Below are 25,562 nucleotides of genomic sequence, written 5' to 3'. Positions count from 1 at the left end.
GTGGGCTTTAGCCCACGTTGTCGCAAACTCAAATGTGGGCTGAAGCCCACTCGACAGGGGTCAACCTAGTGGGCATGACCATGATCTTCGAAGTCGATCTTCTGGGCAAACGGCTTATCGCCGATCTTCACATTCAGCGTGGCCGAGACATCGCCACCGAGCGTTTCCAGGTAGCCGAGCAACTCCTTATCGACGACTTCAAACTGGCTGGCCATCGGCTTGTCCCCTGCGGTTCGGTCGACCGCCGCCAGGTCGTACTTCTTGGTCTCCCCCTTCGACTTCACTTCAATCGAAATCGTCTCGTCCGGGCTGGCCGCAGCTGGATCGACCTTAATGTTCTTGTCGAGCAAGTAGACCGTCACCTTGCCACTCCCATCGTCGTGAGTGAACTCGGCGTGATATTCCTCGGCTCCAATCGCCAGCACTTTGCCGGTGTGCGGCCCCTTCGCGGAGTGTGAGTGACCATGATCTTCGTGACCAGTTTCCGCGGGCTTGGGTGGCGGTGCCGAAGGGGTGCAACCACCGCAGCCGATCGCAGCCAGGGAGAAGACAAACAGAGCGAGCCAGGTTCCACGTTGCATCAGATCAATCCTTTATACAGAAGTTACCAATCAGTTCGAATTACGTTTTCTGAATCCCAGGCCAGTCTTGGCCAGTCCGTCGCCTGCCATCGTATCGCTGATATCCGGCCAGTGGCAAGGTAGCAAACTCGCTCCGCTGCTAGCCACCGGCCCATCGACCTGCAACTTTCTTAACGGCAAACGCAACCCCATTCCACCGGCAATTGCCAACCGACCAGGTTCCACAATCTGCTGCTCCGCCACGCTGGCGGAAATTTCCGTTAACTTCAGTCGCGCGAAATTCGTAAGTCGTGTTTGCGAATAGGTTAACATCATTTGCTGAGCACTTATTGCCAAATTCAATTTCCATAATTTCCACTTTCGCAGCCAGCGAATTTCCATTTCTCGCCAACCGAAGCGATCTGGAAATTTCCACAATTTTTCATGAATCACATTTCACAAGCAACGACCTGCCAACCACTTACTTCCTCAGGGGGCCGTTTATTGCCAAATTCAATTTCCATAATTTCCACAATCAACAAGCACGACCAACATTCCTATGCTCCCATTTCCCTACGCAGTTGGCTCCAGTCCCAAGGGCAAACCATTCACCCTTCGGGATACTTGCCAACCGCTGCGTCGACTTCTGACCAAACAACCACCACCCAAATCGCCGATCCATCAGCTGCACATTTGTTGCACAGTTACGCACAAACGGCGCCATACTATTTTACCAATAAGCACTGACTAGTCTGGTCACTGCTCACCAGGTGTTTTAGCCATTCACACTGGCAATGAGATTGGCCTGTAATTCGGGAGGGCGAGGCTCCTGCCGAGCCGCTAACCGTTGGTCGTCGCTTCCCGTCAGCCAGTTCAATTGATTTTGGGAACGGGTTCCAATCTTCGGTGGCGATTTCATCTCTACCAAGGCTCGGCAGGAGCCTCGCCCTCCTAAGGCGGTTGTCAGCGTGAATGCTCACCGCTTGCTGCCGAAGTCTTCCCCGCCGCTTCCCCGTATTTCCCCAGCCCCCGGCCCTTAGTCCCTTCCCCTCCTCACAGTCCGGCCTTATCGGCATCCTCCAGCGTCTTGTCCGTACTTTCCGGGTCGACCTGGCGGCAGCACTCGGTAAGTTGGCTGGCAAGGTCGCCGAGTTCGGTCTGCCACTCGGTCAGAGTGAGCTCAGGGGGATGAAGCGACGACAGCTCTTTGAGGAGCAAGATCATGCGGAGGAAGTGCCGAAAGAAGACTCCCTCTTGTTTTTGCAATCCGCGGGCGGTGATGTACTTGTTGAACTGCCCGCCGAATTCCAAGACTTCTCCCACCGCCCAAGCCGGCGTGGTGTAGAGCGTGTGAACGTCGGGAAATTGAGCATCGAAGAGGAGCCTCAGCTTTTCTGCGAACGAGTAGATCTTCAGCCGCTGCTCATACGGCAAGCTCCGCTGTTCTTCCTTCTCTTCGGGCGTGAGTGGCGCCCCCAGTTGCTGCACGGTCGCGAGCCCCATCTGCACGATTTCCATATCGAGCCGTTGCGTCGCGAGTGGTCCCGGCGGCATGTCGTCGTAGAACGGAACTCGCGCAAGACGGGCGGCTGTGCCGGGCATTTCCAGCACGCTTTCGAAAGCCTGAATCCGTTCGTTCCGGTCTGCGATTCCCAGCTGATTGACGAGATAGACGGCGTAGAGCGGATTAATGCTCCGAATGCCCAGCAGCCGCTTCATCTCCGGTGTGGGAAACGCCTTGTGAGCCTTGTACTCATTGACCACTTCGACAGGTTTGGCTTCGGCTTTAACCGTGGCCACCGCAGCTGGCGACTTGCTCTTGGCCAGTTGTGCGAGCGCGGCCGACATCAGCCGTTCGGTTTCGGTCTGCTTGGCAACCGCGGGTTCGGCTGCCTTCGCGGCGGCAACCTCGGCCGGCGATTGCCGTGGCGGCGGTGGTGGCTCGAGCGTTACGTAGCCAGCTGCCCAGAGTGTCATCAACATTCGGTCGAGTTGCTTCTGCCCCTGCACTTGCTTGGCCGAATCGAGCAGGCGCTTGCCGACCAGGTTCCGCAGCGGATCGACGTCGGGCGAGGCATCGAGCAGATAGGTGAGGAGCCGCCACGGCAAACTACCGCGACTGGTCAACTTACCCGCGGGTGCTTTTTGTAATTGCAGAAAGTGCGACTCCTGCCAGTATTGTTCTCCTTGTCGCCGCGTCGGCATTTTTCGCTTCAGATCTTTTTTGGCCCGCAGCAGGTTCGGATCTTTCGTGTCTTCGGGAATCTGGTCGTACTTCACCTTCCAGCGCAGATGCTTCACATCGTCTTCGTGCGCGAGGGCAAACACATAGCCCTGATTGTCGAACTGCGGACGACCCGCGCGGCCGAATATCTGATGCGCGGTGCTCGGTTCGATCAGTTTCATATCGCCGGGGGGCCCCTTCAGAAGCGTCGGCAGCACCACACTTCGCGCGGGCAGGTTGATGCCTGCCGAGAGCGTTTCGGTACACACGCAAACCGAGAGGAGCTTCTTTTGAAACAGGTCTTCGACGATGCGGCGATACTTGGGCAAAATACCGGCATGATGGACGCCGACGCCACGAAAGAGCAACTGCTTTAGCTTGGGCCCTGCTCCCTGCGAAAAATCAAACCGGTCGAGTTCCACCGCCAATCGCTTTTGCTGACCATCGGCTAAGAGGGTTTTACCTTTCAGCTGTTCGGCAATGCTCCAGCAAACGTCGCGGTTGAATGCAAACACGAGTGCTGGCGTGTATCGCTTGGTATCGTCTCCGTCGGCCATCTTTTCGATCTGCTCGTTGAGCAATTCGTCGCCGACCCATTGATACGAAAGGGGCACCTTCCGCTCGGTTCCTTGCACCAGTTCGATCGACCGGTTGTGACTATGCCGCAGCCACTGGCAAAACTCGAATGCGTTCCCCACCGTCGCCGAAAGCAAGAGCACGCGAATATGCGGCGGCAACATCCCGAGCGTCAGCTCCCAGACCATTCCCCGCTCGGGATCGGCGAAGTTATGGAACTCGTCCATCACCACGGCCGACACGCAACTGAAGTCGAACGCTTCGGTGTGCAACAGGCGATTGAGCAGAATCTCGGCGACCACGACAAGGATCGTGGCGTCGGGATTTACGCGGCGGTTGCCGGTGACCAGGCCAACGTCGTCGCGCGAGAAACCCCAGCGTTCGGCAGCATCCTGCATTTCGGTGAACTTCTGCTCCGTGAGCGCAATCAGCGGCGTCGTATAGTAGGCAACCGTCCTGGTATGCAACGCCTCAAACAGCGCTGCTTCGGCAATCAACGTTTTGCCGGTCCCCGTCGGTGCGCAGACGAGCACCCCTTGCTGCGCCGTGAAGTATTGCAGCAGCGCCTCTTCCTGCACGGGATAGGGCGGATAAGGGAGGGCGTCGAGATAGCGCGTGGCAAGTTCGTCGCGCGAAGGAAGGTCGGACATAAGCGGGCCACGATCAAAGTAGTTGATCAGAAGAGTATCTGGGGAATGAGGATGTTCCCAAGATATCAGATTGAGCCCGTGGCGGGCCGGAATGGCGCAGAGTGCCGGCAGTGTCTACGTTATCAGCCAGTCGCCAACGACTCAGCCCGTTCGAGAGTGGGTTCGAGTTCGTCCCAAATGATGGCCAGGGAGATTTGGTCGAGTCCGAGGCCGGCATAGACCGAGTCGGGGGGGGATTGCACGTTGTGTACGCCCAGCGACGTCCAGCCCGCGCGACTGCACAGATAGTTGGCAACCGCGACGACATAGACGAGGTCGTGATGCGGCCCCGTGTATTCGCCGCTGGTGTGATGGAAGGCAATGGCGTCGATCACCGGCTCGGCCAGGTTCCATTTCGAGGCGACGAAGCCGCCAAGCAGAGCATGATCGAACGAGAGGATGCGATTCTCGGCCTCACAAGTGGTAACGGTTGGTGAGACCGACGAGACAACCTGGCAGAAGTGTCGGCGCAGCGATTGGTCGATGAGGATAATTCCGAGATCGTGTAGCAGGCCGGCGATATAGGCCTCTTCGGGCACACCACGACCGCAGACGCGCGCGACTAATCTGGCAGCTGCACCAACGGCCACGCTATGTTCCCAGAGCGCTTCGCGGCGATAGGTGCCGTGATGGCCGGGCGTTTCGAACATGCGCGAAACGCAGACCGTCATCGCCAGGTTGCGAATCTCGCGAAAGCCCAGCAGGCTGATCGCAGTGCGCAGGTCGGTGACCTTGGTGCTGAGTGCGTAATAGGACGAGTTCAAGCGCCGCAAGATGCGTGCGACGAGAATCGGGTCGTTCTGAATCGCCTCGCGCAGTTCATCGGCGCGGACGTGTTCGGAATCGGTAAGCTGCAAAACGCGCTGGGCAATTCCGGGGAGCGCGGCAACTTGCTCCATGCGGGCAAACAACCGCTCTAGCGATTCGCGCCTGGCCGGCGGAATAGAAGAGATGGTCGTCGATCTGGGCTGGGTTGCTTGCGTCACGCCTGCCTCGCCTGTTGCCACACTTGCTGCAGACGATTGCCTTCGCCCGTAGCTTGCATCTGCGGGGTCGCGCAAATGTCTCACCGAAAAACTACGTCAAAAGGTGGCCGTTTGCTGAGAATTGTGCGGGCGATTGACCAAACCTGTCACGGGCGGGGCATCCTATCTCGGGCAGTCGTCAGAACCGGCATTTCCGTCGCTGCGACCTCACGACGAGCCAATTTGACCGTTGCCATCCGGCAACCTAGTCTTTGGCCAGAGAGGGTCGCGTCTTATGACCAAATCGAATGACAATAGTTTGATGGCTCTGCTCGGCAAAAAAGCTGGCGGCACCGATACCTGGACTGCGCTCGCGGCCAAAGTGCCCCAGCACGATCCAGCGGAACCTCGCTCGCCCGAGCAGGACGCCAAGCTCGCGCAGTTGCTGCAGCGCATTAATCAACTGACGACCACCGATCCCAAGAAGACCGCTGCCCCGTCCCCTGCTGCGCCGAAAGCCGCCTTGCCGGAAACAGCCGCACCCAATCACGCAGCGCCAATCGACGCGAATGTTACCGACGAGTTCTTGCCGATCGAGCCGCCGACGATTCGCGATGCTGGCCTGACCGATAGCGAAGTCGAAGCGCTGGTGCTGAAGTTCCTGCTCGCTCGTGGCGACTTGACCGGCCGCGAGATGGCCGACCAGGTGCGCATGCCGTTTGTGCTTGTCGATGCGCTGCTCCGCGCCTTGAAGCAAGACCAGCTGCTGATCTATCGCAGTTCGGCACCAATGAACGACTACGTTTATCAGCTGACCGATTTGGGTCGCGAACGTTCTCGCCGGTATATGGAGCACTGCACTTACTTTGGTTCTGCGCCCGTTTCGCTGATGGATTACATCCTGGGCGTGACCGCTCAATCGCTGACCAAACAACATCCCTCGCAAGACGATCTGAACAGGGCTTTCAGCGACATTCTCGTCAACCCCAACATGCTGCGACGGCTGGGGCCGGCCATCAACAGCGGTCGCGGTCTGTTTCTGTATGGCTCAGCTGGTAACGGCAAGACAACCATCGCCGAGCGGGTGACGCGGGCCTTTGGTCAATACATTTGGATTCCGCGAGCCATTGGCATCGATGGCGAAATCATCCGCTTGTTCGACCCGGTGAATCACGAAGAATGTCCACTGCCGCAGAACACGGGGCTGCTCGATCAATCGCGACTCGATCGCCGCTGGGTGCGCATTCGCCGGCCGACGATTGTCGTCGGTGGTGAATTGACGATGGACAGCTTGGAAGTAACGCTCAATCGCTCGACCGGCATCAGCGAAGCTCCGCTGCAATTGAAGAGCAACTGCGGCACGCTGGTCATCGACGACTTTGGCCGGCAGAAGATGAGCACCGATCAATTGCTCAATCGCTGGATCGTGCCTCTCGAAAAACGTTACGACTATTTGAACTTGCCCAACGGCAAGAAGATTCAAGTGCCGTTCGATCAGTTGATCGTCTTCTCGACCAACTTGGAACCGAAGGATCTGGTCGACGAAGCGTTCCTGCGACGTATCCCATATAAGATTGAAGTCAACAATCCGTCGGAAGAAGAGTTCCGCAAGTTGTTCGAGATGATGTGCCCGAAGCTGGGCTTTACGTACAGCACGCCGCCCATCGATCACCTGATCGAGAAGCATTACCGCTCGGTGAATCGACCGTTCCGAGCGTGCCAACCGCGCGACTTGCTGCTGCAGGTGAAGAATTTCTGCATGTATCAGAGGCAACAGCCGGAATTGACGGCCGAGTTTCTCGATCTGGCGGTTGAGAACTATTTTGCGGTGATGTAGGCCCTAACGCGAACCGAAGCTGCGACCGAAGCCACCGGAGCCAAAGCCACTCGAACTGCTAGTACTGCTCGGAGTGGTCGTGGTAGTCGTGGTGGTAGTTGCTGCCAGGCATTCAGCCGGTGTGATAAATCCGTCGCCATCGAGGTCGAACTTCTGGAACTCAGCAGCGGTGGTATCGCTCCACGAAGTGGAGTACTCGGCCATCGCAATCTGACCATCTGCATCGGCGTCGTTCCGTAGGAACCAATCGGGCAGCCCCTTGGGCAGCTTCTCGGTTGGCGTGGCAAAGCGGTAGCTCTTCTTTTCGCCCGGCTTACTCGTGGTTGAGCTCTTGCTGCCCCAAAACGAACGACGGTCGGAAGAACCGCTCTTCGAACTTGAGGACCCGCTGCTTGCGGTACTCGAGCTGGAACTATAAGCCTGTAACTTGGCTGTCAATTCATCGAGCGTGATGACGCTGTCGCCGTTGCTGTCGGCCGCCCGATGGTCGGATTTCATTTCGCTCCACTCATCTTTTTCGAGGATGCCGTTCTTGTTCTTATCGAACTGGCGCAACAAACTTTCGGCGTACTGGCGAAACTTGGCTGCATCGCCCGACAAACCGGATGATGAACTGCTGGGGGTACTGGGACTGGTGCTCACATTGGCGGCACTTCCCGGCGGAGCAGTCAGTCCGAAGCGGCGGGCGATGCGATCGCACAACTCGGCCTTGCTCAACTTGCCATCTTTGTTTGTGTCGGACTCTTCGGGCGGTGTCGACCAGCGGCCATCTTTCCACTCGATGTTGTCGACGTAGCCGTCACCGTTCTTGTCGTAGTCGCGCAGCATGCGATCGACATATTCCAACACTCGCGGCTCGTAGCGTTTCTCCAAAGGAATCGATGTATCGACCGAGAGGGGAACATCGAAGCCGGCCGCTTTGGGTTTTGCATCGGCAGCACCAAAGCCCATCACTTGCGGCGTGCTCGGCTTGGCACTGCTGGAACTGCTACGTTCGCGATCTCGGTCTCGCTCGCGATCGCGTTCACGATCTCGGTCGCTATCATTTCGGTCGCGGTCCCGATCGCTCGAAGAAGATGAAGAGCTGCCTCCATCGCGACCTTGCTGCGCAGCAGAGATCAATTTATCGAGCGGAATCGGCTGACTCGGGTCGAGGTTGGCCCGCTTGGCCATTTCGCCCACGAAGCCGCGCGACCGCTCCGAGAGTTCGTTCGGTTCAATCAGGCCATTGCCGTTTTGATCCATCCGCTTGAAGATTTCGGCCGGATCGAAACCACCACGTCCGCCCCGATCGCGGTCGCTCCCCCGGTCACGATCGCCACGGTCTCCGTCGCGGGATTGCCCGAGCAGGTCGCCAACGAAGAGAATGCAGGCGGCCAGGGAAAGAGTAGCCAGCCAAGGGCGAAGTTTCTTCATGGCAATGCCTCGCAGGATGCGGCCAGTGGCGGTTTAAAACAGGGGCTTGATGCGACTAGAGTTCAGTGTATCTAGTTCTAACCCCTGAGACGAGAGAAAGTGTCGGTCAGAGCGAGTTCAACGGGCCGCTGGGAACGCGCTAACTCTTGTTGTTGGTTGATATTAGGCCGCCACTGTGTTAGCGTGGCAATGTTCGTTCGAAGCCACCGAAACAGCCAGCCTCTCCGTGCTTGCAACCGCTGATTGCCGAGGGATATATGCTCCGCTTAACCGATGTCGGCACCGCTCAGACCTGCGATGGCGTTACGCGCCGCGACTTTCTACAAGTGGGTGCGTTGGGCGCAATTGGCCTCGGGCTGCCCGAATTGCTGGCCGCGAAAGAGGCCGGTGCCATCAGCAAGGAACATGACGACCGGGCCTGCATCATGATTTTCAATCTTGGTGCGCCCAGCCAGATGGATACCTTTGACCCCAAGCCCAATGCAGCTGCCGAAATTCGCGGGCCCTTTCAGCCCATTTCCACCAAGGGCGATTTTCAGATCACCGAGATCCTCCCTCGCCACGCGCAGCATGCAGATAAGTTTTCGATCGTCCGCAGCTGCTATCACACGGCCGCCGCAGTGCACGATACCGGTCATCAGATGCTGCAGACGGGACGACTATTCTCAGGGGGCGTGAACACCCCGCATGCCGGCAGCGCGGTGGCTTACCTGCGCGGTCGTAAGACCGACCTTCCCGCGCACGTGATTTTGCCCGAGCCGATGGGCTCGACGGGCGGGAACTTGCCCCACGGTCAAGACGCTGGCTTTCTCGGCAAGGCCTTCGATCCCTTCCTGCTGATGGCTGATCCTTCGCAGCCCAACTTCAAAGTCCCCGACTTGCTACCGCCGCAAGACATGGGCGATGCCCGGATGGATCGACGTCGTCGCCTGCGCAGCATTGTGGAAGATCAGGTCACTCAGTTCGAAGCCAGCCCAGCCGCCAAGCTGATGGATAGCAACTTCGAGTCGGCCTATCGCTTGATGACCAGCCCGCAGGCGCGCTCGGCGTTCGACCTATCGAAGGAGCCGAAGGCGGTTCGCGAGAAATATGGCATGACCCGCTTTGGACAGTGCTGTTTGCTCGCTCGCCGGTTGATCGAAGCGGGGGTCCGCTTTGTTACCGTGAATACATTCCTGACGGTCTTCAACGAAATCACTTGGGACATTCACGGCAGCAAGCCTTTCACCAGCATTGAAGGAATGAAAGACATCGTCGCGCCGATGTACGACCAGGCCTACGCCGCACTGCTCGAAGATTTGCAGGATCGCGGCATGCTCGAGAAAACCTTGGTCTGCAATCTGGCCGAATTTGGACGCACCCCGCGCATCAATCCGGCTGGCGGTCGCGATCACTGGCCCCAATGTTTCAGCGTCTATTTTGCCGGCGGTGGCATCCAGGGTGGCCGCGCGATTGGCAAGAGCGATCCGACGGGCGGTTATCCAGCTGAGCGGCCAACGGAACCTGCCGAGGTGGTTGCCACAATCTACAAGAGCCTCGGCTTCGATATCGAAACGGCCCTGCCGGGGCCCGCCGGTCGTCCCTTCCCACTGGTCGATTTTGGCAAGCACGAGATCAAAGAGTTGTTTTAACCAGGCTGGTTTGCTCGGCGAACCGCTTTGGATATTTGACCTTTCGTTGCGGGCTTCCCTCCTGAATTGAGCCCGCGCAGAATCCGGATGGATGGCGATGTGGCGTAACTCTCTCGTTGCTTCGTGGGCTTTGATTGCGCTGCCGATATTGTCGTTTGGCGCGGAACCCAATCTTGTTCTGTTGCCCAAGACGATTTCGCTCAGCTCGCCGGAAGCCCGGCAAACACTGATCGTTCAGCAGCAGGCTGACGACCAGATTCTGCAGCAGGTACGTAGCGAACTAAAGCTCACCAGCAGTGACGAAAAGGTAGTCCGCGTTGTCGATGGCGTGGCAATTCCTGTTGGCAATGGCAAGGCAACCATCACGGCTGAAGCCAACGGCAAGACTGCAACCGCGGATGCGATTGTGTCGCAAATCGATAAGCCTTTTCAGTGGAGCTTTCGCAATCACGTCGAGTCGGTTCTAAGCAAGCAAGGCTGCAATGGCGGCGCATGTCACGGCGCGCGAGCCGGACAGAAGGGCTTTCGGCTGACACTCTTTGGTTTTGATGTCGATGCCGATTACACCTATCTCACGCGGCAAGCGGTCGGCCGGCGCATTGTGCCGAGCGATCCGGGCCGCAGCTTGATTTTGACAAAACCGACAGGTCTATTGCCGCACAAAGGTGGTGTGAAGCTCGACCCGGCATCGCTGGAGTACCGCGTCATTGCCGAATGGATCGCCGCCGGAACACCCGGACCGCGCGACGACGACCCTCAGATTAGCAAGCTGGAAGTGCTCCCCAAGAACTCCCAGCAAACCGTGGGGACCGAGCAACAGCTGGTTGTGCTCGCCCACTTCAACGACGGCCACGTGGAAGACGTCACCCGCTGGTCGAAGTATGTCTCCACCAACAGCAGCGTGGCTTCGGTGGGCGAACATGGCAAGGTGAAAATCACCGGCAGTGGCGAAGGGGCGGTCAGCGTGTGGTATCTCAACCTCACGGAAATGGCCTATGTATCGTCCCCTTATCCCAACCAGGTTGCCCCCGCGACTTATGCCCGAGAGGATCGGAACAATTTCATCGATGAACTGGTTCTTGAGAAACTTCAGTCGCTGCGCATTCCTCCCTCCGCGCGCTGCGATGACGCAACGTTTCTGCGCCGCGCCTATCTCGATACGATCGGCACACTTCCCACCCTGGTCGAAACGCAAGCGTTCCTTAGTGATGCCTCGAGCGATAAACGCGAGAAACTAATCGATCACTTGCTTGGTCGGCCCGAGTTTGTCGACTATTGGACGAACAAGTGGGGCGATCTGCTCCTACTTTCCGGCGAGCGATTGCGGCCGAAAGCCTTAGAAACCTATCACAACTGGATTCGTAAAAACGTCGCCGAGAACAAGCCCTGGGACAAGTTTGTCTACGAGATTGTGACTGCGACAGGGAGCACGCACGAAAACGGTGCAGCGAATTTTTATGCCCTGCATCAAGATCCTGAAGTGATGGCCGAAACGGTCTCCCAGGCCTTCATGGGGCTGTCGATCAACTGTGCCAAGTGCCACAACCACCCGCTGGAAAAATGGACGAACGATCAGTACTACGGCATGGCGAACATGTTCTCGCGCGTGCGTGCCAAAGGCTGGGGTGGCGACTTCCGCAACGGCGACGGCATGCGGGTTGTCTATTCGGATACGCAGGGAGAGTTGTTGCAGCCTAGCCGCGGTCAACCTCAGCAGCCGCGACCACTCGATGGTGCAGCGGTCGCATTTAATGATTCAGCTGACCGGCGGATCAAACTGGCAGAGTGGCTGGTTTCTCCGCAGAATCCCTATTTCACCCGGGCCATTGCGAACCGGGTGTGGGCCAACTTTTTTGGTGTTGGGCTGGTCGAACGGGTCGACGATTTGCGGGCCAGCAATCCTGCTAGTAACGAAGTGTTGTTATCTGCCACGGCCGAGTACGTGAAAGAGAATCAATACGACCTGAAGCAGTTGATGCGGGCCATTTTGCAGTCCAGCACATACCAGCGGAGCAGCCAGCCCGTCACCGGCAACGAAGCGGACGAGCGGTTTTACAGCCGGTATTATCCCAAGCGGCTGAAGGCAGAAGTCTTGCTCGACGCGCTCTCGCAAGTCAGTGGTACCCCCTCACAATTTCGCACGATGAAGCCTGATGGCAAGCCCGGCGATGCCGTGAGTGCCAAGCGGGCTCTGCAGTTGCCGGACTCGTTTATTGACTCGTACTTCCTCAAGACGTTTGGTCGCCCCGATCGCTTGATTACCTGCGATTGCGAACGGAGCGACGAACCGAGCATGACGCAGGTGTTTCACATGCTGAATGGCGAAACGATCAATAACAAACTGAAGGCCAAAGAGAACGCTGTCGCTCAGGCCGTCGAGCAAGACAACGCCCAAGTCCTCGATCAGTTGTTTCTCACGGCACTCTGTCGCCTCCCCACTCCCGCCGAGAAAGAACGGACACTGAAAGAACTGGCCGAAACTCCGGCAGACGAGCGCCGTGCTGTGCTCGAAGATGTGTATTGGAGCGTGCTGACGTGCCGCGAGTTTGTGTTTAATCATTAAAGGGCGAATTGTCATGGAGAATTGTTAAATGGTAACCTTTGCCGAACTGAATAACTTAAAGCAGCAGCAGCCATTTCAGCCGTTTCGAGTGACAACAGTTAGCCATGAAAGTTACGAAGTTCAGCATCCAGGCCTGATCCTCATCGGCGACGAAGAAGTCACCATCGGGCTTCCTCATCCAAGTAAACCACCGCCGGTAGCAGGTGAAATGGTATGGCTGTGGCTCGAAAGTATCGAGAATGTTGAGATGATTGGCTCTGCCTCAAAGTGAAAGCGAACTTATGCACCTGGAGGATTTTGAGGCCATCATGAGGCGGGTGCCTTTCAAGCCATTCGTGATGGTTCTCGACAACAGCGACCAATTCGAGGTGAAGCACCCTGATCAGTTGATTTTAAACGAGCGTTTTGTAGCGTTTGGAACCCGGCAAGTCCGGGATGTTAATTCGACACGGCTGGTCATCTTCTGGATCGATATCGCCCACATCGCATATCTCTGCCGCAGCTAAGGCAACTACTCATGGATTTTTTTTGTTCGATCCGAAAGAAATTTCTGCTATTTGCTTTCGCCTTGGGAATGGCGTTTATATACCGGCAAGTCATCCTCGCTGCCGATGCCCCCGACTACGCCAAACAGGTGCAGCCGGTGCTCAACAAGTATTGCACCAGCTGTCATAGCGACGACGAACCCGAAGGGAAACTATCGCTGCAAAGCTACCCGGCGCTGCTGAAGGGTGGCGCGAAAGGGGCGATCATTACGCCGGGGCACAGCGAACTCAGCCGGATGATTTTAGTCCTGACCGGCAAAGCCCAGCCCGCGATGCCGCCGAAAGATAGCGATCCACCATCGGCTGCTGAACTAGCCACGTTGCGAGCTTGGATCGATGCCGGCGCCAAAGGTCCCAGCGGCGCTGCGCCCGACCCAACCGTGCTCGTCGCTCCGCAGATCAAGCTGCTCGCGCCAGTGCGGCAAAGTGTGAACGCAGTCGCAGTTTCGCCCGTGGGCGCCTTGGTTGCCCTGGCGCGACATGGCGAAGTGGAATTGGTCGCAGCCGAGGGGAGCAAAGCTGTACCAGCGCCGACGCAACATTTGTTGGGCCACCGCGGCAGCGTGAATTCGGTTTCGTTCTCCGAAGATGGCCAATGGCTTGTTGCTGGAGCGGGCGAACCGGGTTTATTCGGCGAAGCTCGCATCTGGAATGTCGCCGACCGTTCCCTGGTGAAAATGGTGCAGGGACATAAGGACAGCCTGTACGCTGTGCGTCTCAGTCCCGACCGCAGTGTGCTGGCAACTGGCGGCTACGATGGCCTGATTCTGTTGTGGGAAACCAGCAGCGGCGAACTGCTGAAGAAGCTTGAGGGGCACAACGGAGCCGTGTTTGAACTGGCTTTTCGTCGCGATGGCAAACTGCTGGCCAGCTGTAGTGGCGACCGCACGGTCAAATTGTGGAACGTCGCCACGGGCGAGCGACTCGACACGCTCAAAGAGGCGACCAAGGAACTTTATACGCTGGCATTTCATCCAGAAGGGAACCAAGTTGCAGCGGCTGGAGTTGATAACCGCATTCGTATTTGGCAACTGAGTAGCGATGCGAAGGAAGGGACCAATCCGCTCATCAGTTCACAGTTCGCGCACGAGACGCCCGTTCTTCGGCTGGCCTGGTCGACGGATGGAAAGACGTTGATCTCCACGGGCGAAGATCGACTAATCAAAGTTTGGAACGCGGCCGATTTGACGATTCGGCAAACCTTGGCCAAGCAGCCCGATTGGGCCAGCGGCCTGGGCATGTTGCCAGCTGGCAATCGCGTGGTGGTGGGGCGCATCGACGGCACTACTGCGACCCTGCCGATCGAACCACCTGCGCAGGCTTCAGTCACTGCAATAGCCATCGCAGCTGAAACGCCCCCGGAGGTGAACTACGGCGAGCAACCGGCGCTTGATAAACTTTCACAGTCAACAGAGGTGGAACCCAACGACCAACCCGATCAAGCCCAGGAATGGAAACTGCCCGGGGTGGTCAGCGGAGTTATTCAAAGTCAAACGCCAGCCGTCGATGCCGACCTCTTCCGCTTTCAAGCCACCAAGGGAGACCAGTGGATCTTCGAAACCAATGCCGCCCGCTCCGGTTCGCAGCTCGATAGCAAACTGGAAATCCTCGATGCAGCGGGCAATCCTGTTCCCCGAGTGCTGCTGCGCGGCGTGCGCGATACGGAGATCGAGTTCCGCGGCATGAACAGTGACCAACGCGGTGTTCGACTGAAGAATTATGAAGAGTTGCTGCTCAACGAATATGTCTATCTCAATGGTGAGGTTATCAAGCACTTTCAGCAGCGACGTGGGCCCGATGCCGACGGGCAGTTCTATCCCGAGAATGGCAATCGATTCACATTCTTTGAGACCACCAGCCGTGCGCACGCACTAGGCGAACCGGGCTACATCGTGGTGCCGTACCCGGTCGGTACCCAGCTACCCAACAATGGTTTGCCGGTCTTCACGCTGAATTATGAAAACGACGATCAGGCTACGAGGAAACTGGGTAAGGATTCGCAGGTGACGTTCGTCGCGCCGGAATCAGGCGAATATCTGGTTCGCGTCAGCGACGTGCGTGGCTTCGCGGGCGACAAGTTCAAGTATCAACTCATCGGTCGTCGGCCGCAGCCTGATTTCAAAGTGACGGTCACGGGCATGAACCCCACGATTAACGCGGGCAGCGGCAAGACATTCACCGTAAAGGCGGAACGGACCGACCACTTCATGGGACCAATCCGGCTCGAAATCACCGGACTCCCTCCGGGGTTTCAAGTCACCTCGCCGGTGATCATTGCGGCCGGCTTGTACGAAGCTCAAGGCGTCATCAACTGTGCCGCAGATGCGGCAGCGCCGACGCCGGAGAACGAGAAGAGTTCGAAAATCACTGCCACTGCCGTGGTCGCCGGCGAAGAGCGAACTAAGGATGCTGGTTCGCTCGGAACGATCAAACGCGCCGATAAGCCGAAGTTGCTCGCCTTTCTCGAACTGGGTGGCAATGAGAAACCAGCCGAAGCCATCTCCACATTGCCGGAGCTAACACTTGTTCCCGGCGGCAGCGTCACTTGCAAACTGCGAATCGAACGCAACGGCTTCAAAGATCGCGTGGCCTTCGACGTCGGTAATTTGCCGCACGGGGTCATTGTCGAAGACATCGGCTTGAGTGGCGTACTCATCCCCGAAGGCCAAACCGAGCGCATGATTTCTTTGCGGGCCGAGCCGTGGGTGCGAAGCCAGGACCGCCAGTTCCAGGCGACTGCAAACGTGGAAGGGAATCAGACCACGCTACCCATGTTGCTACGAATCCGTGAATCCGGGGCTGCTGCGACGCTATCGCTAGCACCAGCTGGAAAGTAGCAACAGCTGCCCTGTTTGATTGGAGCGACTGCGCGGAGTTTGACGATAAAGCCGACACTGCGGACATTGCGCGCCTGGATTTCTCCTGCGCGCGGTCGCTGCTAGTACGGATGACCTTCGTCGATGCTCCCTGCTGTGCGAAATGCCGCTGTCCTTGCTGTCATCGCAATCACTGCGCTGCTCTGCACGGGCTGCGCGGCGATTCCCGACCGCCACGTGCATCCGGTCTATCACAATCCGTTCCCGCAGTTGCACCGCATCGCGATTCTGCCATTTTTTAATCAGAGCAAAGAGCCCACGGTCGATGGCGATGAACTTGCTATCGCCTACTACAACGAACTGCAGAATATCCCCGGTTTTGAAGTGATGCCGGTCGGCGTCTCCCGTCGATTTCTGCAAGCCAGCAAACTACAACCGCGAACGAGTGCCGACTTCCAGGAACTTGCCCGGCTGATGCATGTCGATGCAATCATTGTGGGGTCCGTGACGGAATACTCGCCTTACTATCCACCGCGCATCGGACTCTCGGTCGATTGGTACGCAGCCAACCCTGGCTTTCATCCAATTCCCGCAGGCTATGGCCTGCCCTGGGGAACGGCGGAAGAAGAGTTCATTCCGTCAGCACTCGTGCGCGAAGCAGAGTTTGCCTTAGCACGCGAGCAACTAAAAACTCAAACGCCCAAGTTTGATGATCCTGCACTGCGAGCAGCGCCAGCGAGTGGCAGTGACGGAAAAATAGCCGCAAAACAGGCACCATCTGCAGAGTCAGCCATTCGTCAGGCAAGTGCCACTACCAGCACAGACACTGCTGTTGCCGATGGGCATGAACCGACTCCGCCCTGGCCCGATCCGCGCGGCTTCATTCCGCTCGGGCCCACGGAAAATCCGCCTGATTTACGTCCGCAATACGATCCAATCATCACGCACACGCGAATTTATCATGGCCAGGACTCAGAGTTTACCCAGCGATTAGAACACTACTACGAGACCCGCGACGACGCCCGTTTCGGCGGCTGGCAAACTTATCTTCAACGTCCTAGCGATTTCATCCGTTTTTGTTGCTATTTGCACGTGACGGAAACGCTCGCAGCGAGAGGTGGGGCTGGTGAGTCCCGAGTGGCGTGGCGCTGGCCGATTAGCCGATAGGAATGCGGTAACCGGCTTCCTCTTTTGTCAGGTTTCAGTTGTCCGCAGCGGAATCGTTCTACCGCAGCAGTGACAGCGCTGGCAGCCACCAGGAGTTCCGCTTCGTGAGTCAAGATATCAACGTACTGGCGCTAGTGAAGGGCGAAGAGCGGTACATCTTCTTGTTCGATGATGACCGCCGCGCCGAAGCACTCCGAACCTTGGGTCGGTTCGCTTCGAATCCTGAACTGAGCTTCAGCTGGTACGACGCCGCTGTGCTGAGCCAGCGAATTCGCAGCACGGTGCCCGAAAGCGAAGCCGCCGAAGAAGCCAAGGCTGCCACTACCCGCACCGATGCGGGCTCGGCTGCAGTACCGGCCCCGCATCGCCCCCGCTTCAAACTTTCTCTTCCCACCGACAGCGCAACCGACAGTACTGGCGAAGAAGCCTAAGTGTCCTGTCCGTTAGATTGCGGATTCAGCGCGGATGGACATCGGACAGGTGCCGACCATGAAAGCGGCCATTGATCAGTTTCTGCAGTTCCTGACGGTTGAACGGAATGCAGCCGACTTGACGGTCAAGTCGTATCGCGAAGACCTGGTCGCGCTCGATGAATACCTCGGACAGGCCTATCAGCGGCCTGCTGATCCTGCGGAAATCACTCCCCTCGATCTCCGCGGCTATGTCTCGGCCATGCACGAGGCCGGCTATGCGAAAACGTCCATTTCTCGGCGACTTGCCTCGCTACGAACGTTCTTCAAGTTCGCCCAGCGCGAAGGGATCGCCCAGAATAACCCCGCTAAGCCCCTGCGTAACCCGCGGCCGGATCGCAAGTTGCCTCACTTCCTTTCGGGCGACGAGATTGGCCAGCTGCTGGACGCCCCGCCAGCTGGCCAAACGATGGGCCTGCGCGATCGCGCGATCCTCGAAGTCACTTACTCAGCCGGGCTCCGCGTGAGTGAAGTGGTGGGGATGAACAGCGGCGACCTCGACCTGACCGAGTCGATCGTCCGCATTCGCGGCAAAGGCCGCAAAGAACGCCTCGCCCCACTCGGTTCGTTTGCGATCGCGGCGCTCCGGCGCTGGCTGAAAGTGCGTGTCCTCTCTCCGAAAGAGAAGCAGGGACCCCTCGCGCCAGTTTTCACCAACAAGTTTGGTCGGCGGCTAACTACACGCAGTGTGGCGCGAATGCTCGAGAAGTATCTGAAGACCACCGGACTCGACCTGCGAACGACGCCCCACACGTTGCGGCACAGCTTTGCGACCCATTTACTCGACCGCGGAGCTGACATTCGAAGTGTGCAGGAACTACTGGGTCACAAGAGCCTGGTAACGACCCAAATCTATACCCATGTCAGCACTGCGGGGCTGAAGGCCGTCTATGAACGGGCTCACCCGCGAGCTCGTGTATCGTAATTGGCCAACGAAAAAAGCCTCCGGAACTGCCGGAGGCTTTGCTTGCTTGAGTCGATCTAGTCAGCGTACTGCCGAGCGAAAAGAGGCTTAAACCAAGCCTTTTTTCACGGCCCACACGGCCGCTTCGGTGCGATCGCCAGCTTCGAGCTTGCGCAGGATATTCTGCACGTGCTCTTTGACCGTTTCGATGCTGATTTCCAGCGAGCGGCCGATTTCGCGATTGCTCAGGCCGAGCGCCACATGACGCAGCACCTGCACTTCGCGATTGGTGAGTGGGATGTCCTCGTCGTAGGTGGGACGACGGCGCGCCATCGTGTTCTTCACCCGGCCCATCAGGCTCTCGCTGTCCGGCGGCAAACCGGTGTGAGCGCGGTTGATGGCTCCCAGGATCGCATCACGGGGCGAATCCTTCAGCAGGTACCCAGCAGCTCCGAGTGCCACCGCGCGAGCGATGTAGGTGGGATTGTCGTGCCCAGTGAGCATGACAACCTTGGTTCTCGGCGAGCGGTCGATGATCCGCTCCAGTGCTTCGAGACCGTCGGTCTCTGGCATGCGGACGTCCAGCAGCACCACGTCCGGGTGGTGCTTTACCGTTTGTTCGATGGCTTGGTTTCCGGTCGCGGCTTCCGCCACTACCTGAATGTCCGAACCCTCGAGCATGGACTTAACACCCGTGCGGATGACCTCGTGGTCGTCAGCGATTAGCAAACTAATGGTCATAAGCGGCCCTTCACTGCCCCGTACCTTCGATTAGAAACACACAAGTTGCTTTCGCCCGCTTTAGGTTGAACTCTGCCCCCGAAACCGCTTCGACCGGTGTATCGCGATTCCTAAAGCCCCGGCGTCAAATCCTAAAAATAATTCTTACTCACGTAAATCCGTCAGCCGAGAAAAAGGCGGCTCAATCGTCTACTCATCCTATGCTTTGGTGGGGGAGCAGGCGAGCAATTTGCGGGTTGTTCCGAAAAATCGGTCTATTTGATGTTCGGTTGCCGAATCACAAGCCGCACAAGCGGTTACGCACCGATCACCAGTCTCCACTAAGTCTCGTGTTGCTTTTCAACAACTAGCGTGGGATTTGACCAACATCGTTGCTCAACCTACATATCCAACGGACGAACTCATTGTTCGTCGTCCGCACGCTGACAGCAAGGGGCGGGTAACCGCCGTCCCAACCATTCTGCGGTAGGTCGCAAAGCCGTTTGCAGGATTTTGACCACTTAGAGCACCTCAATCTGTTCCATTTTGCTCCCCCTGGATGCCACGCCATGAAGTCGGGACGGCTACTACTTGTTGATGACGATTCGCACCTGCTCGATTCAATGGCCACCTGGCTCCGCGAACAGGGGTATTTTGTCCTGACGGCGCGCAGTTGCACGACCGCCTTCGAGCAACTTCGCAAAGAGCAGTTGGACCTGGTGATTGCTGACATTCGACTGGATGATGGCGACGGCTTCGACGTTTTGGCGTGGTGCCGCCAAAATAAGCCCGACCTGATGGTCATCCTCTTGACTGGCTACGGGACCGTTGAAACGGGCATTGAAGCGCTGCGTGCTGGCGCGTTCGATCTGCTGACGAAGCCGCTGATCGACGAAGAGTTGGAAATGTCGATTCAGCGTGCCCTCTCGCAAAACAAGGTGCTGGTCGAAAACCAACACCTGAAGGCCCAACTGGATCTCCGCTTCGGCTTGGAGAGCATTGTCGGCCACGATCACCGCATGCAACGCGTTTACGACATGGTCGATCGCATTGCCGATACTCGGGCCACAGTTCTCATCACTGGCGAAAGCGGTACCGGTAAGAGTTTGCTGGCGCGGGCCATTCACCGTCGTAGCGGGCGGCGCGATCAGTCATTCGTCGAAGTTGCCTGCGGAGCAATGCCCGAAGCACTGCTCGAGAGTGAATTGTTCGGCCATGCGGCTGGTTCGTTCACCGGTGCAGTCGGCGAGAAAATTGGCAAGTTCACGCAAGCGGACAAGGGGACTATTTTTCTCGACGAAATCGGGACTGCCTCCCCCAGCTTGCAGGTCAAGCTGTTGCGAGTGCTGCAAGAATTCAACTTCGAACCGGTGGGTAGCACCAAGACGATCAAGGTCGACTCACGGGTCATTCTCGCCACCAACGAAGATCTGTCCGAAGCAGTTGCCGATGGACGCTTTCGTCAGGACCTGTTCTATCGCGTTAACGTCATCAACATCGAACTACCCTCGCTCCGGGAACGCATTGCCGACATCCCACTGCTGGCAGCCCATTTTCAGCAGAAGACTTGCGAAGAAGCTGGCCGACCGGCCGAAGGCTTCGCCGACGATGCCTTGCAAGCCATGCAACGCTATAACTGGCCCGGCAATGTGCGTGAGTTGCAAAACACCATCGAGCGCGCGGTGCTGCTCGGTCGTTCGAACAAAGTGACCATTGATGATCTGCCTCCGCAGATCGCGGCCGGCCAGCCGGTTTCGCTCGAAACCCTCAGCGGTAAGGCGCTCAAAGAAGCGATGGCTGCTCCGGAGCGGGCCATCATTCTCGAAATGCTCGAAAATAACCGCTGGAATCGCAACGCCACGGCCGATGCCCTCGGCATCAATCGCACCACGCTTTATAAGAAAATGAAGCGCCTCGGCATCGACAAGTTGCCTCAAGCTCACATGTAGTCGATCGCTCCGTCGCCTGTTCATGACGGAGTTTGCGAAACCGCATACAGTTTTCTCAGCAGCCAAATCTCTCCTTTGTGGGCTGCCTCATCCTGCAAGCCGTGCAGGATGACTTCGCGCACGGTGCGACCTGGCTCATCAATGGCCTTCCCTTGAGGTCAATCTCGCTGAGTCCGGCATACAACGCTCGTAAGCGAACATGCTGGGCCTGCAACTCTGCAACAATGATCGCCAGCGGAGGATATTGCGAGGCGCGTGTGTCCGCCGGTTTACTCTCCCAGCTGAAGAGTTCGAACCAACCGGCCGGCACTTCTGGTTCCAAGCCAAGGGGGCCCTTGGTCAGCCATTCGACCACCACCAGCGCGTGTCCAGCATGCCACACAATGTGATTGCACAGTCCCGGTGGGTGCCATAGCGCCGCTTGCTGATCAACTCCTTGCAATACTCCCAGCAGCGAACCGCGAACTTCGTCGAACATGGCTAGCAGGCTCTGATCAACCACAGGTTTTTCTCCCACAATGATTTTTCACACAACTTAACACTGATTTCGCGACTGCCGTTCACGTTTTACAATCGACAGACCTCTTCCCTCTCGGAGCAATGACCCTTGGCCAGTCTGACGATTGAAAACTATGTCAAAACGATCTATCAGATCAGCTCAGCGCAAGCCGATGGGCCGGCCACGACGGGTCAATTGGCCGAATCGCTGCAGGTATCTCCCAGCACCGTCACCAGCATGCTGAAAACGCTCAGCGAATCTGGCCTCGCAACCTACGTTCGCTATGGCGGAGCCGAACTGACCGACGCGGGACGTGCCTTGGCTTTGCGGGTGCTGCGCAGACATCGGCTGATTGAACTCTTCTTGTCGCAGACACTCAACCTCACTTGGGACGAAGTGCACGAAGAAGCCGAAAACATGGAGCACGCGGTGAGCGATCTGCTGATCGACCGGATCGACGCTTTTCTCAAGTATCCCGCCTGCGATCCCCATGGCGATCCCATTCCGAAAGCCGACGGCACCCTTGCGCCGACACCGACCATTCGCCTCGCCGATTTGCAGGAGCACGAGTCGTTTCGAATCGAACGAGTCCTCGACCAATCTCCCGAGTTTCTCCGCTATCTGGCCGAGACCGGGCTGAAGTTGGGAGCCCAGGGACAAGTTGTTTCGAACCGCCAGGAAGCGGGCGTAATTACGTTGAAGGTCGGCGAATCGACGGCGACCCTGAGTGTGGCAGTCGCTCAACGGGTGCTTATCAATCGCGACGCATCCTGAGCCGCGCGAATAGTTGCGGCGATTGAAACTATCAACCCTTTGTTGGCGGTAACCGCTCGCCGGCAGTAAGATTTCTCGCAGGCGAACCTGATCTGGCCGAGGGCGCGGTCGATGCAACGGCGTGGTTTCACACTGGTCGAACTGTTGGTAGTCATTGCCATCATCGGGCTGCTCGTTGCGCTGTTGCTTCCAGCAGTGCAGGCCGCGCGCGAAGCAACCCGCCGCAGCCAATGCGGCAATCATCTCAAGCAGATGTCGCTGGCTCTGCACAACTATCACGACACCCACAACAGCCATCCATTGGGCTCGTGGGCGGCTTGGGAAAACACGACTCCGCCAGCTCCTGCCCCGCGCACCGAAGGGCGTGGAGCAATGCACCACTTTCTGTTGCCATTTATCGAACGTCCAGCCGAGTATCGACAATTTGCCGAAGATCTGGCCGCGGTCGAAGCGGGCACCTTTGCCTATGTTGAACTCGGCAATCATGCGAATACCCTGCGGCAGGTTCGCATTAAGATTTTTTATTGCCCCAGCAGTGATTACCAAGGCTGGTACAACAAGCTGGCACTGACGACGTATGCCGGTTCGGCGGGACCAAACGCACTTTCCGCGGTCGGCAATTCGCGCGGCAATTGCACCTGCTCGCATCCCTACAACTCGTTCGCGATTCCCAGTGCTCGGCTGCAACAGCATGGTGCGCCCGGCCCGTTCTTTCGGCACAACAGCACCACCGACGCAGCCAAGCCGCGCCGAGTCGCCTCGCGTCAGGCCGAGGTCGATGACGGTTTGTCGAACACCATTTTTCTGGGCGAGATGCGACCACAGTGCAGCAGCGTAGCGCTGGCCAGTTGGGCCAACTCGAACAATGGCAGCGGGGTAATGACCACTATCGTGCCAATCAATTACAACTCCTGCGGTCAGCGCAAGACGTGGCAAACCATCGATGGCTGCCGCACCGACTGCAATGACACCGTTTCGCTGGGATTCAAATCGAATCATCCCGGCGGCGCGCAGTTCGCTTTCGGTGACGGCGGCGTGCGGTTCATGCGGCAGGAAATGGATCATCAGCTGTATCAGTACCTGGGGGCGATGGCCGACGGCAATTCCGCGTCTCCTCCGTAGTCGCTTGGCTGATTTTGACTGAGCTTGCATGTCTGCCACCTTGTTTTCACGTGCGTGTTGCTCCCTGGCTGGAGTCTTGCCGTTGGTGCTCGTATTGTGCGCCGGGTGTGGGACTAGTTTGGTCAAAGTGGAAGGTGAGATTCTTCTGGATGGCAAGCCGCTCCCCGGTGCCAGTGTGATGTTTGTGCCGCAAGCTGGCGGCAGACCTGCGAGTGGCAAGTCAGACGTCGCGAGCAAGTTTCACTTGACGACCACGAACCCCAACGACGGCGTGGCACCTGGGCAGTACTCAATTAGTGTGGTTGCGCTCGACGAGAAGAAGATCAAGCCGGTCGCCAAGGGAGACCCGCAACTCAGCGAGTCAGAGCTCTACCCCTCCCTAATTCCTGCCCGCTACAACAGCTTTAACACCTCCGGTCTGAACGCAGACGTTTCGGCAGAACAGCCTCGGGTCAAACTAGAACTCAATTCGGCACCTTGACCTGCCGCCACAACAGGCTCCAGCGCGTTATAATTCGGGCATGGAAACACTCGTTCAAGCTCGCTTAGACAAATTGGCCCCAGCTTCTCTCAAGCCGTACAAGTCCCTCTCGAATGAAGAGTTGGCCGCGCGGATTGCGAAGGTCCGCCGCGACTTCGGCCCCAAGCTGCTAATTCTCGGCCACCATTATCAGCAAGATGAAGTGATCGCCCACTCCGACCTGCGCGGCGACTCATATCAGCTCAGCCAATTGGCCGCCTCCAGCAGCGACTGTCGCTACATCGTATTTTGCGGCGTCCACTTCATGGCCGAGACAGCGGACATCCTGGCCAACCGCCCAGAGAAGCTGGCCGAACGAAATGGCGAGCGCGTTGCCGTCGTGCTGCCCGACCTGGGTGCGGGCTGTTCGATGGCCGATATGGCCGCCATCGATCAGGTCGAAGCTGCCTGGCAAGACTTGGGCGAAGTGATCGATACCAACGACATCACCCCCGTTACCTACATCAACAGCGCCGCCAGCTTGAAGGCCTTTTGCGGCCGGCATGGAGGCATTGTTTGCACCAGCAGCAATGCTCGCGCGGTTCTCGACTGGGCCTACCAACGGACTAGCCGCGTCTTCTTTTTTCCCGATCAGCACTTGGGACGAAACACAGCGCTGAAGATGGGCATTACGAATGACCAGATGCCCGTCTGGGATCCGTACGAACCTGAATTCGGCGGCAATACCGAGGATGCCATTCGGCGCAGCAAGGTTGTCCTGTGGAAGGGGCATTGTAGCGTCCATCAGATGTTCAAAGCCGAACACGTCGCTCTGTTCAGGCAGCATCACCCGGGGATCAAGATTCTCGTTCACCCCGAGTGTCCCCAAGAAGTAAACGACATCGCCGATATCAGCGGCAGCACAAGCAAAATCATCGACGTCGTGGAAAAAGCTCCGGCGGGCAGCAAGTGGGCCATCGGTACGGAGCTGCACCTCGTCAATCGGCTTAAGCAGGAACATCCCGAGCAAGAGATTCACTTCCTCTCGCCGGTCGTCTGCATGTGCGCCACGATGTACCGCATCGATCTCGCCCATCTGTGCTGGAGTCTCGAGCGACTCGCAGCTGGCGAACCGGTGAATATCATTCGCGTCGACGACACGACGACCGAGCAAAGTCTGGTTGCCCTCAGCCGCATGCTGGAAGTGAAGTAAGTCTCGCCAGCAAGCCTAGAGCGGCTTTTTATTCACCGGCCGAATCATCAGATCCTGGCTGATCTGGCTCGGCAGCGCGGAGATGACTTCGGGCTGTTTAATCATCTCGCGGAGAAAGTCGGCATCCGACTCGATAATCACCGAACCAACATTCTTGAGGACATTGGTTCGCTTGGCGTCATGACCAACGGTTTCGGCGACTCGCGCGAGCACTTCTTTTGCCAGGGCGGAGACATCGTCTGCCCCTTTCTTCGTGCTACCCGGCGAACGCAACTGCACCACCGCGCGGACGAGTGAATCGCCGGCAGCAGCCAGTTGTTCGAGCAATTCAGCATGAAGTGACGGCATGATGTGAAATAGGCTTCCTGCCTGTCATTCCTTTTTCTACCAAATCCAAAGACGTCTACCACCCGGATTATCCGGTCGCGCCCTGCCGAAGACAAGACTTGGAGCTTGTTCGTT

Annotated in this window: 21 protein-coding genes; 14 read left to right on the top strand and 7 right to left on the bottom strand. The window is 57.7% G+C overall.

What is annotated here, in order from left to right; translation table 11 throughout:
* Positions 1-65: 65 nt before the first annotated feature.
* From ETAA8_RS25650 to ETAA8_RS25640, 3 genes are all read right to left on the bottom strand, one after another.
* Complete coding sequence (locus ETAA8_RS25650; protein ID WP_145095379.1) at positions 66-581, bottom strand: hypothetical protein; 516 nt, start codon at positions 579-581, stop codon at positions 66-68.
* Between the two features lie 1,032 nt (positions 582-1,613).
* Positions 1,614-4,010: a DEAD/DEAH box helicase gene (locus ETAA8_RS25645; protein WP_145095376.1), complete on the bottom strand. Its 2,397-nt coding sequence runs from the start codon at positions 4,008-4,010 to the stop codon at positions 1,614-1,616.
* 122 nt (positions 4,011-4,132) lie between these two features.
* Positions 4,133-5,035, bottom strand: a complete 903-nt coding sequence (locus ETAA8_RS25640; protein ID WP_145095373.1) for an HDOD domain-containing protein — start codon at positions 5,033-5,035, stop codon at positions 4,133-4,135.
* A gap of 274 nt (positions 5,036-5,309) precedes the next feature.
* Between ETAA8_RS25640 and ETAA8_RS25635 the strand changes: the two genes are divergently transcribed.
* Positions 5,310-6,851, top strand: a complete 1,542-nt coding sequence (locus ETAA8_RS25635; protein ID WP_145095370.1) for a P-loop NTPase family protein — start codon at positions 5,310-5,312, stop codon at positions 6,849-6,851.
* 3 nt (positions 6,852-6,854) lie between these two features.
* Here the strand turns inward: ETAA8_RS25635 and ETAA8_RS25630 are convergent, their stop codons facing one another.
* Positions 6,855-8,267 carry a hypothetical protein gene (locus ETAA8_RS25630; protein WP_145095367.1) on the bottom strand — a complete coding sequence of 471 codons (1,413 nt, stop codon included), beginning with the start codon at positions 8,265-8,267 and terminating at the stop codon, positions 6,855-6,857.
* Positions 8,268-8,524: 257 nt separating this feature from the next.
* Here ETAA8_RS25630 and ETAA8_RS25625 point away from each other — a divergent pair, with 257 nt between their 5' ends.
* The 8 genes from ETAA8_RS25625 (at position 8,525) to xerC (ending at position 18,384) form a co-directional block, all read left to right on the top strand.
* On the top strand, positions 8,525-9,898 hold the full coding sequence (locus ETAA8_RS25625; RefSeq protein WP_145095363.1) for a DUF1501 domain-containing protein: 1,374 nt from the start codon (positions 8,525-8,527) through the stop codon (positions 9,896-9,898).
* A 97-nt stretch (positions 9,899-9,995) separates the two neighbouring features.
* The gene (locus ETAA8_RS25620; RefSeq protein WP_145095360.1) at positions 9,996-12,461 is read left to right on the top strand and encodes a DUF1549 and DUF1553 domain-containing protein; all 2,466 of its coding nucleotides are present in this window, start codon (positions 9,996-9,998) and stop codon (positions 12,459-12,461) included.
* A gap of 28 nt (positions 12,462-12,489) precedes the next feature.
* Positions 12,490-12,732, top strand: a complete 243-nt coding sequence (locus ETAA8_RS25615; protein WP_145095357.1) for a hypothetical protein — start codon at positions 12,490-12,492, stop codon at positions 12,730-12,732.
* 10 nt (positions 12,733-12,742) lie between these two features.
* Positions 12,743-12,967, top strand: a complete 225-nt coding sequence (locus ETAA8_RS25610; RefSeq protein WP_145095354.1) for a hypothetical protein — start codon at positions 12,743-12,745, stop codon at positions 12,965-12,967.
* A gap of 68 nt (positions 12,968-13,035) precedes the next feature.
* Positions 13,036-15,843, top strand: a complete 2,808-nt coding sequence (locus tag ETAA8_RS25605) for a c-type cytochrome domain-containing protein (protein ID WP_202921264.1) — start codon at positions 13,036-13,038, stop codon at positions 15,841-15,843.
* 123 nt (positions 15,844-15,966) lie between these two features.
* Complete coding sequence (locus ETAA8_RS25600; protein WP_238397565.1) at positions 15,967-16,989, top strand: hypothetical protein; 1,023 nt, start codon at positions 15,967-15,969, stop codon at positions 16,987-16,989.
* A 104-nt stretch (positions 16,990-17,093) separates the two neighbouring features.
* On the top strand, positions 17,094-17,420 hold the full coding sequence (locus ETAA8_RS34925) for a hypothetical protein (protein WP_202921263.1): 327 nt from the start codon (positions 17,094-17,096) through the stop codon (positions 17,418-17,420).
* Positions 17,421-17,478: 58 nt separating this feature from the next.
* Positions 17,479-18,384, top strand: a complete 906-nt coding sequence (xerC, locus tag ETAA8_RS25590; protein ID WP_145095348.1) for a tyrosine recombinase XerC — start codon at positions 17,479-17,481, stop codon at positions 18,382-18,384.
* Positions 18,385-18,471: 87 nt separating this feature from the next.
* Here the strand turns inward: xerC and ETAA8_RS25585 are convergent, their stop codons facing one another.
* Positions 18,472-19,104: a response regulator gene (locus ETAA8_RS25585; protein ID WP_145095345.1), complete on the bottom strand. Its 633-nt coding sequence runs from the start codon at positions 19,102-19,104 to the stop codon at positions 18,472-18,474.
* A 548-nt stretch (positions 19,105-19,652) separates the two neighbouring features.
* Here ETAA8_RS25585 and ETAA8_RS25580 point away from each other — a divergent pair.
* Positions 19,653-21,032 carry a sigma-54-dependent transcriptional regulator gene (locus ETAA8_RS25580; protein ID WP_145095342.1) on the top strand — a complete coding sequence of 460 codons (1,380 nt, stop codon included), beginning with the start codon at positions 19,653-19,655 and terminating at the stop codon, positions 21,030-21,032.
* 55 nt (positions 21,033-21,087) lie between these two features.
* On the opposite strand, the gene ETAA8_RS25575 is transcribed toward ETAA8_RS25580, so the two are convergent.
* Positions 21,088-21,534 carry a DinB family protein gene (locus tag ETAA8_RS25575; protein ID WP_145095339.1) on the bottom strand — a complete coding sequence of 149 codons (447 nt, stop codon included), beginning with the start codon at positions 21,532-21,534 and terminating at the stop codon, positions 21,088-21,090.
* Between the two features lie 105 nt (positions 21,535-21,639).
* On the opposite strand from ETAA8_RS25575, the gene ETAA8_RS25570 reads away from it, so the two are divergent.
* The 4 genes from ETAA8_RS25570 (at position 21,640) to nadA (ending at position 25,100) form a co-directional block, all read left to right on the top strand.
* Complete coding sequence (locus ETAA8_RS25570) at positions 21,640-22,305, top strand: metal-dependent transcriptional regulator (protein ID WP_145095336.1); 666 nt, start codon at positions 21,640-21,642, stop codon at positions 22,303-22,305.
* 111 nt (positions 22,306-22,416) lie between these two features.
* On the top strand, positions 22,417-23,427 hold the full coding sequence (locus ETAA8_RS25565) for a DUF1559 family PulG-like putative transporter (RefSeq protein WP_145095333.1): 1,011 nt from the start codon (positions 22,417-22,419) through the stop codon (positions 23,425-23,427).
* 28 nt (positions 23,428-23,455) lie between these two features.
* Complete coding sequence (locus ETAA8_RS25560; RefSeq protein ID WP_145095330.1) at positions 23,456-23,908, top strand: carboxypeptidase-like regulatory domain-containing protein; 453 nt, start codon at positions 23,456-23,458, stop codon at positions 23,906-23,908.
* Between the two features lie 40 nt (positions 23,909-23,948).
* Entirely contained in the window at positions 23,949-25,100 is a 1,152-nt protein-coding gene (nadA, locus tag ETAA8_RS25555) for a quinolinate synthase NadA (protein ID WP_145095327.1), read from the top strand.
* A 15-nt stretch (positions 25,101-25,115) separates the two neighbouring features.
* Here the strand turns inward: nadA and ETAA8_RS25550 are convergent, their stop codons facing one another.
* Positions 25,116-25,448 (bottom strand): hypothetical protein, encoded by a 333-nt coding sequence (locus ETAA8_RS25550; protein ID WP_145095324.1) that lies wholly within the window; start codon positions 25,446-25,448, stop codon positions 25,116-25,118.
* Between the last annotated feature and the right edge of the window lie 114 nt (positions 25,449-25,562).

The sequence above is a fragment of the Anatilimnocola aggregata genome, assembly GCF_007747655.1.
Lineage (GTDB): Bacteria > Planctomycetota > Planctomycetia > Pirellulales > Pirellulaceae > Anatilimnocola > Anatilimnocola aggregata.
Note: the sequence above shows the minus strand (reverse complement) of the source record. Positions and strands in the feature narration are given on the sequence as shown.

Excerpts from the sequence above, each read along its gene's own strand:
- ETAA8_RS25650 (WP_145095379.1), bottom strand. The coding sequence starts at position 581 with ATGCAACGTGGAACCTGGCTCGCTCTGTTTGTCTTCTCCCTGGCTGCG.
- ETAA8_RS25645 (WP_145095376.1), bottom strand. The coding sequence starts at position 4,010 with ATGTCCGACCTTCCTTCGCGCGACGAACTTGCCACGCGCTATCTCGAC.
- ETAA8_RS25635 (WP_145095370.1), top strand. The coding sequence starts at position 5,310 with ATGACCAAATCGAATGACAATAGTTTGATGGCTCTGCTCGGCAAAAAA.
- ETAA8_RS25630 (WP_145095367.1), bottom strand. The coding sequence starts at position 8,267 with ATGAAGAAACTTCGCCCTTGGCTGGCTACTCTTTCCCTGGCCGCCTGC.
- ETAA8_RS25625 (WP_145095363.1), top strand. The coding sequence starts at position 8,525 with ATGCTCCGCTTAACCGATGTCGGCACCGCTCAGACCTGCGATGGCGTT.
- ETAA8_RS25620 (WP_145095360.1), top strand. The coding sequence starts at position 9,996 with ATGTGGCGTAACTCTCTCGTTGCTTCGTGGGCTTTGATTGCGCTGCCG.
- ETAA8_RS25615 (WP_145095357.1), top strand. The coding sequence starts at position 12,490 with ATGGTAACCTTTGCCGAACTGAATAACTTAAAGCAGCAGCAGCCATTT.
- ETAA8_RS25610 (WP_145095354.1), top strand. The coding sequence starts at position 12,743 with ATGCACCTGGAGGATTTTGAGGCCATCATGAGGCGGGTGCCTTTCAAG.
- ETAA8_RS25605 (WP_202921264.1), top strand. The coding sequence starts at position 13,036 with ATGGCGTTTATATACCGGCAAGTCATCCTCGCTGCCGATGCCCCCGAC.
- ETAA8_RS25600 (WP_238397565.1), top strand. The coding sequence starts at position 15,967 with ATGCTCCCTGCTGTGCGAAATGCCGCTGTCCTTGCTGTCATCGCAATC.
- xerC (WP_145095348.1), top strand. The coding sequence starts at position 17,479 with ATGAAAGCGGCCATTGATCAGTTTCTGCAGTTCCTGACGGTTGAACGG.
- ETAA8_RS25585 (WP_145095345.1), bottom strand. The coding sequence starts at position 19,104 with ATGACCATTAGTTTGCTAATCGCTGACGACCACGAGGTCATCCGCACG.
- ETAA8_RS25580 (WP_145095342.1), top strand. The coding sequence starts at position 19,653 with ATGAAGTCGGGACGGCTACTACTTGTTGATGACGATTCGCACCTGCTC.
- ETAA8_RS25565 (WP_145095333.1), top strand. The coding sequence starts at position 22,417 with ATGCAACGGCGTGGTTTCACACTGGTCGAACTGTTGGTAGTCATTGCC.
- ETAA8_RS25560 (WP_145095330.1), top strand. The coding sequence starts at position 23,456 with ATGTCTGCCACCTTGTTTTCACGTGCGTGTTGCTCCCTGGCTGGAGTC.
- nadA (WP_145095327.1), top strand. The coding sequence starts at position 23,949 with ATGGAAACACTCGTTCAAGCTCGCTTAGACAAATTGGCCCCAGCTTCT.
- ETAA8_RS25550 (WP_145095324.1), bottom strand. The coding sequence starts at position 25,448 with ATGCCGTCACTTCATGCTGAATTGCTCGAACAACTGGCTGCTGCCGGC.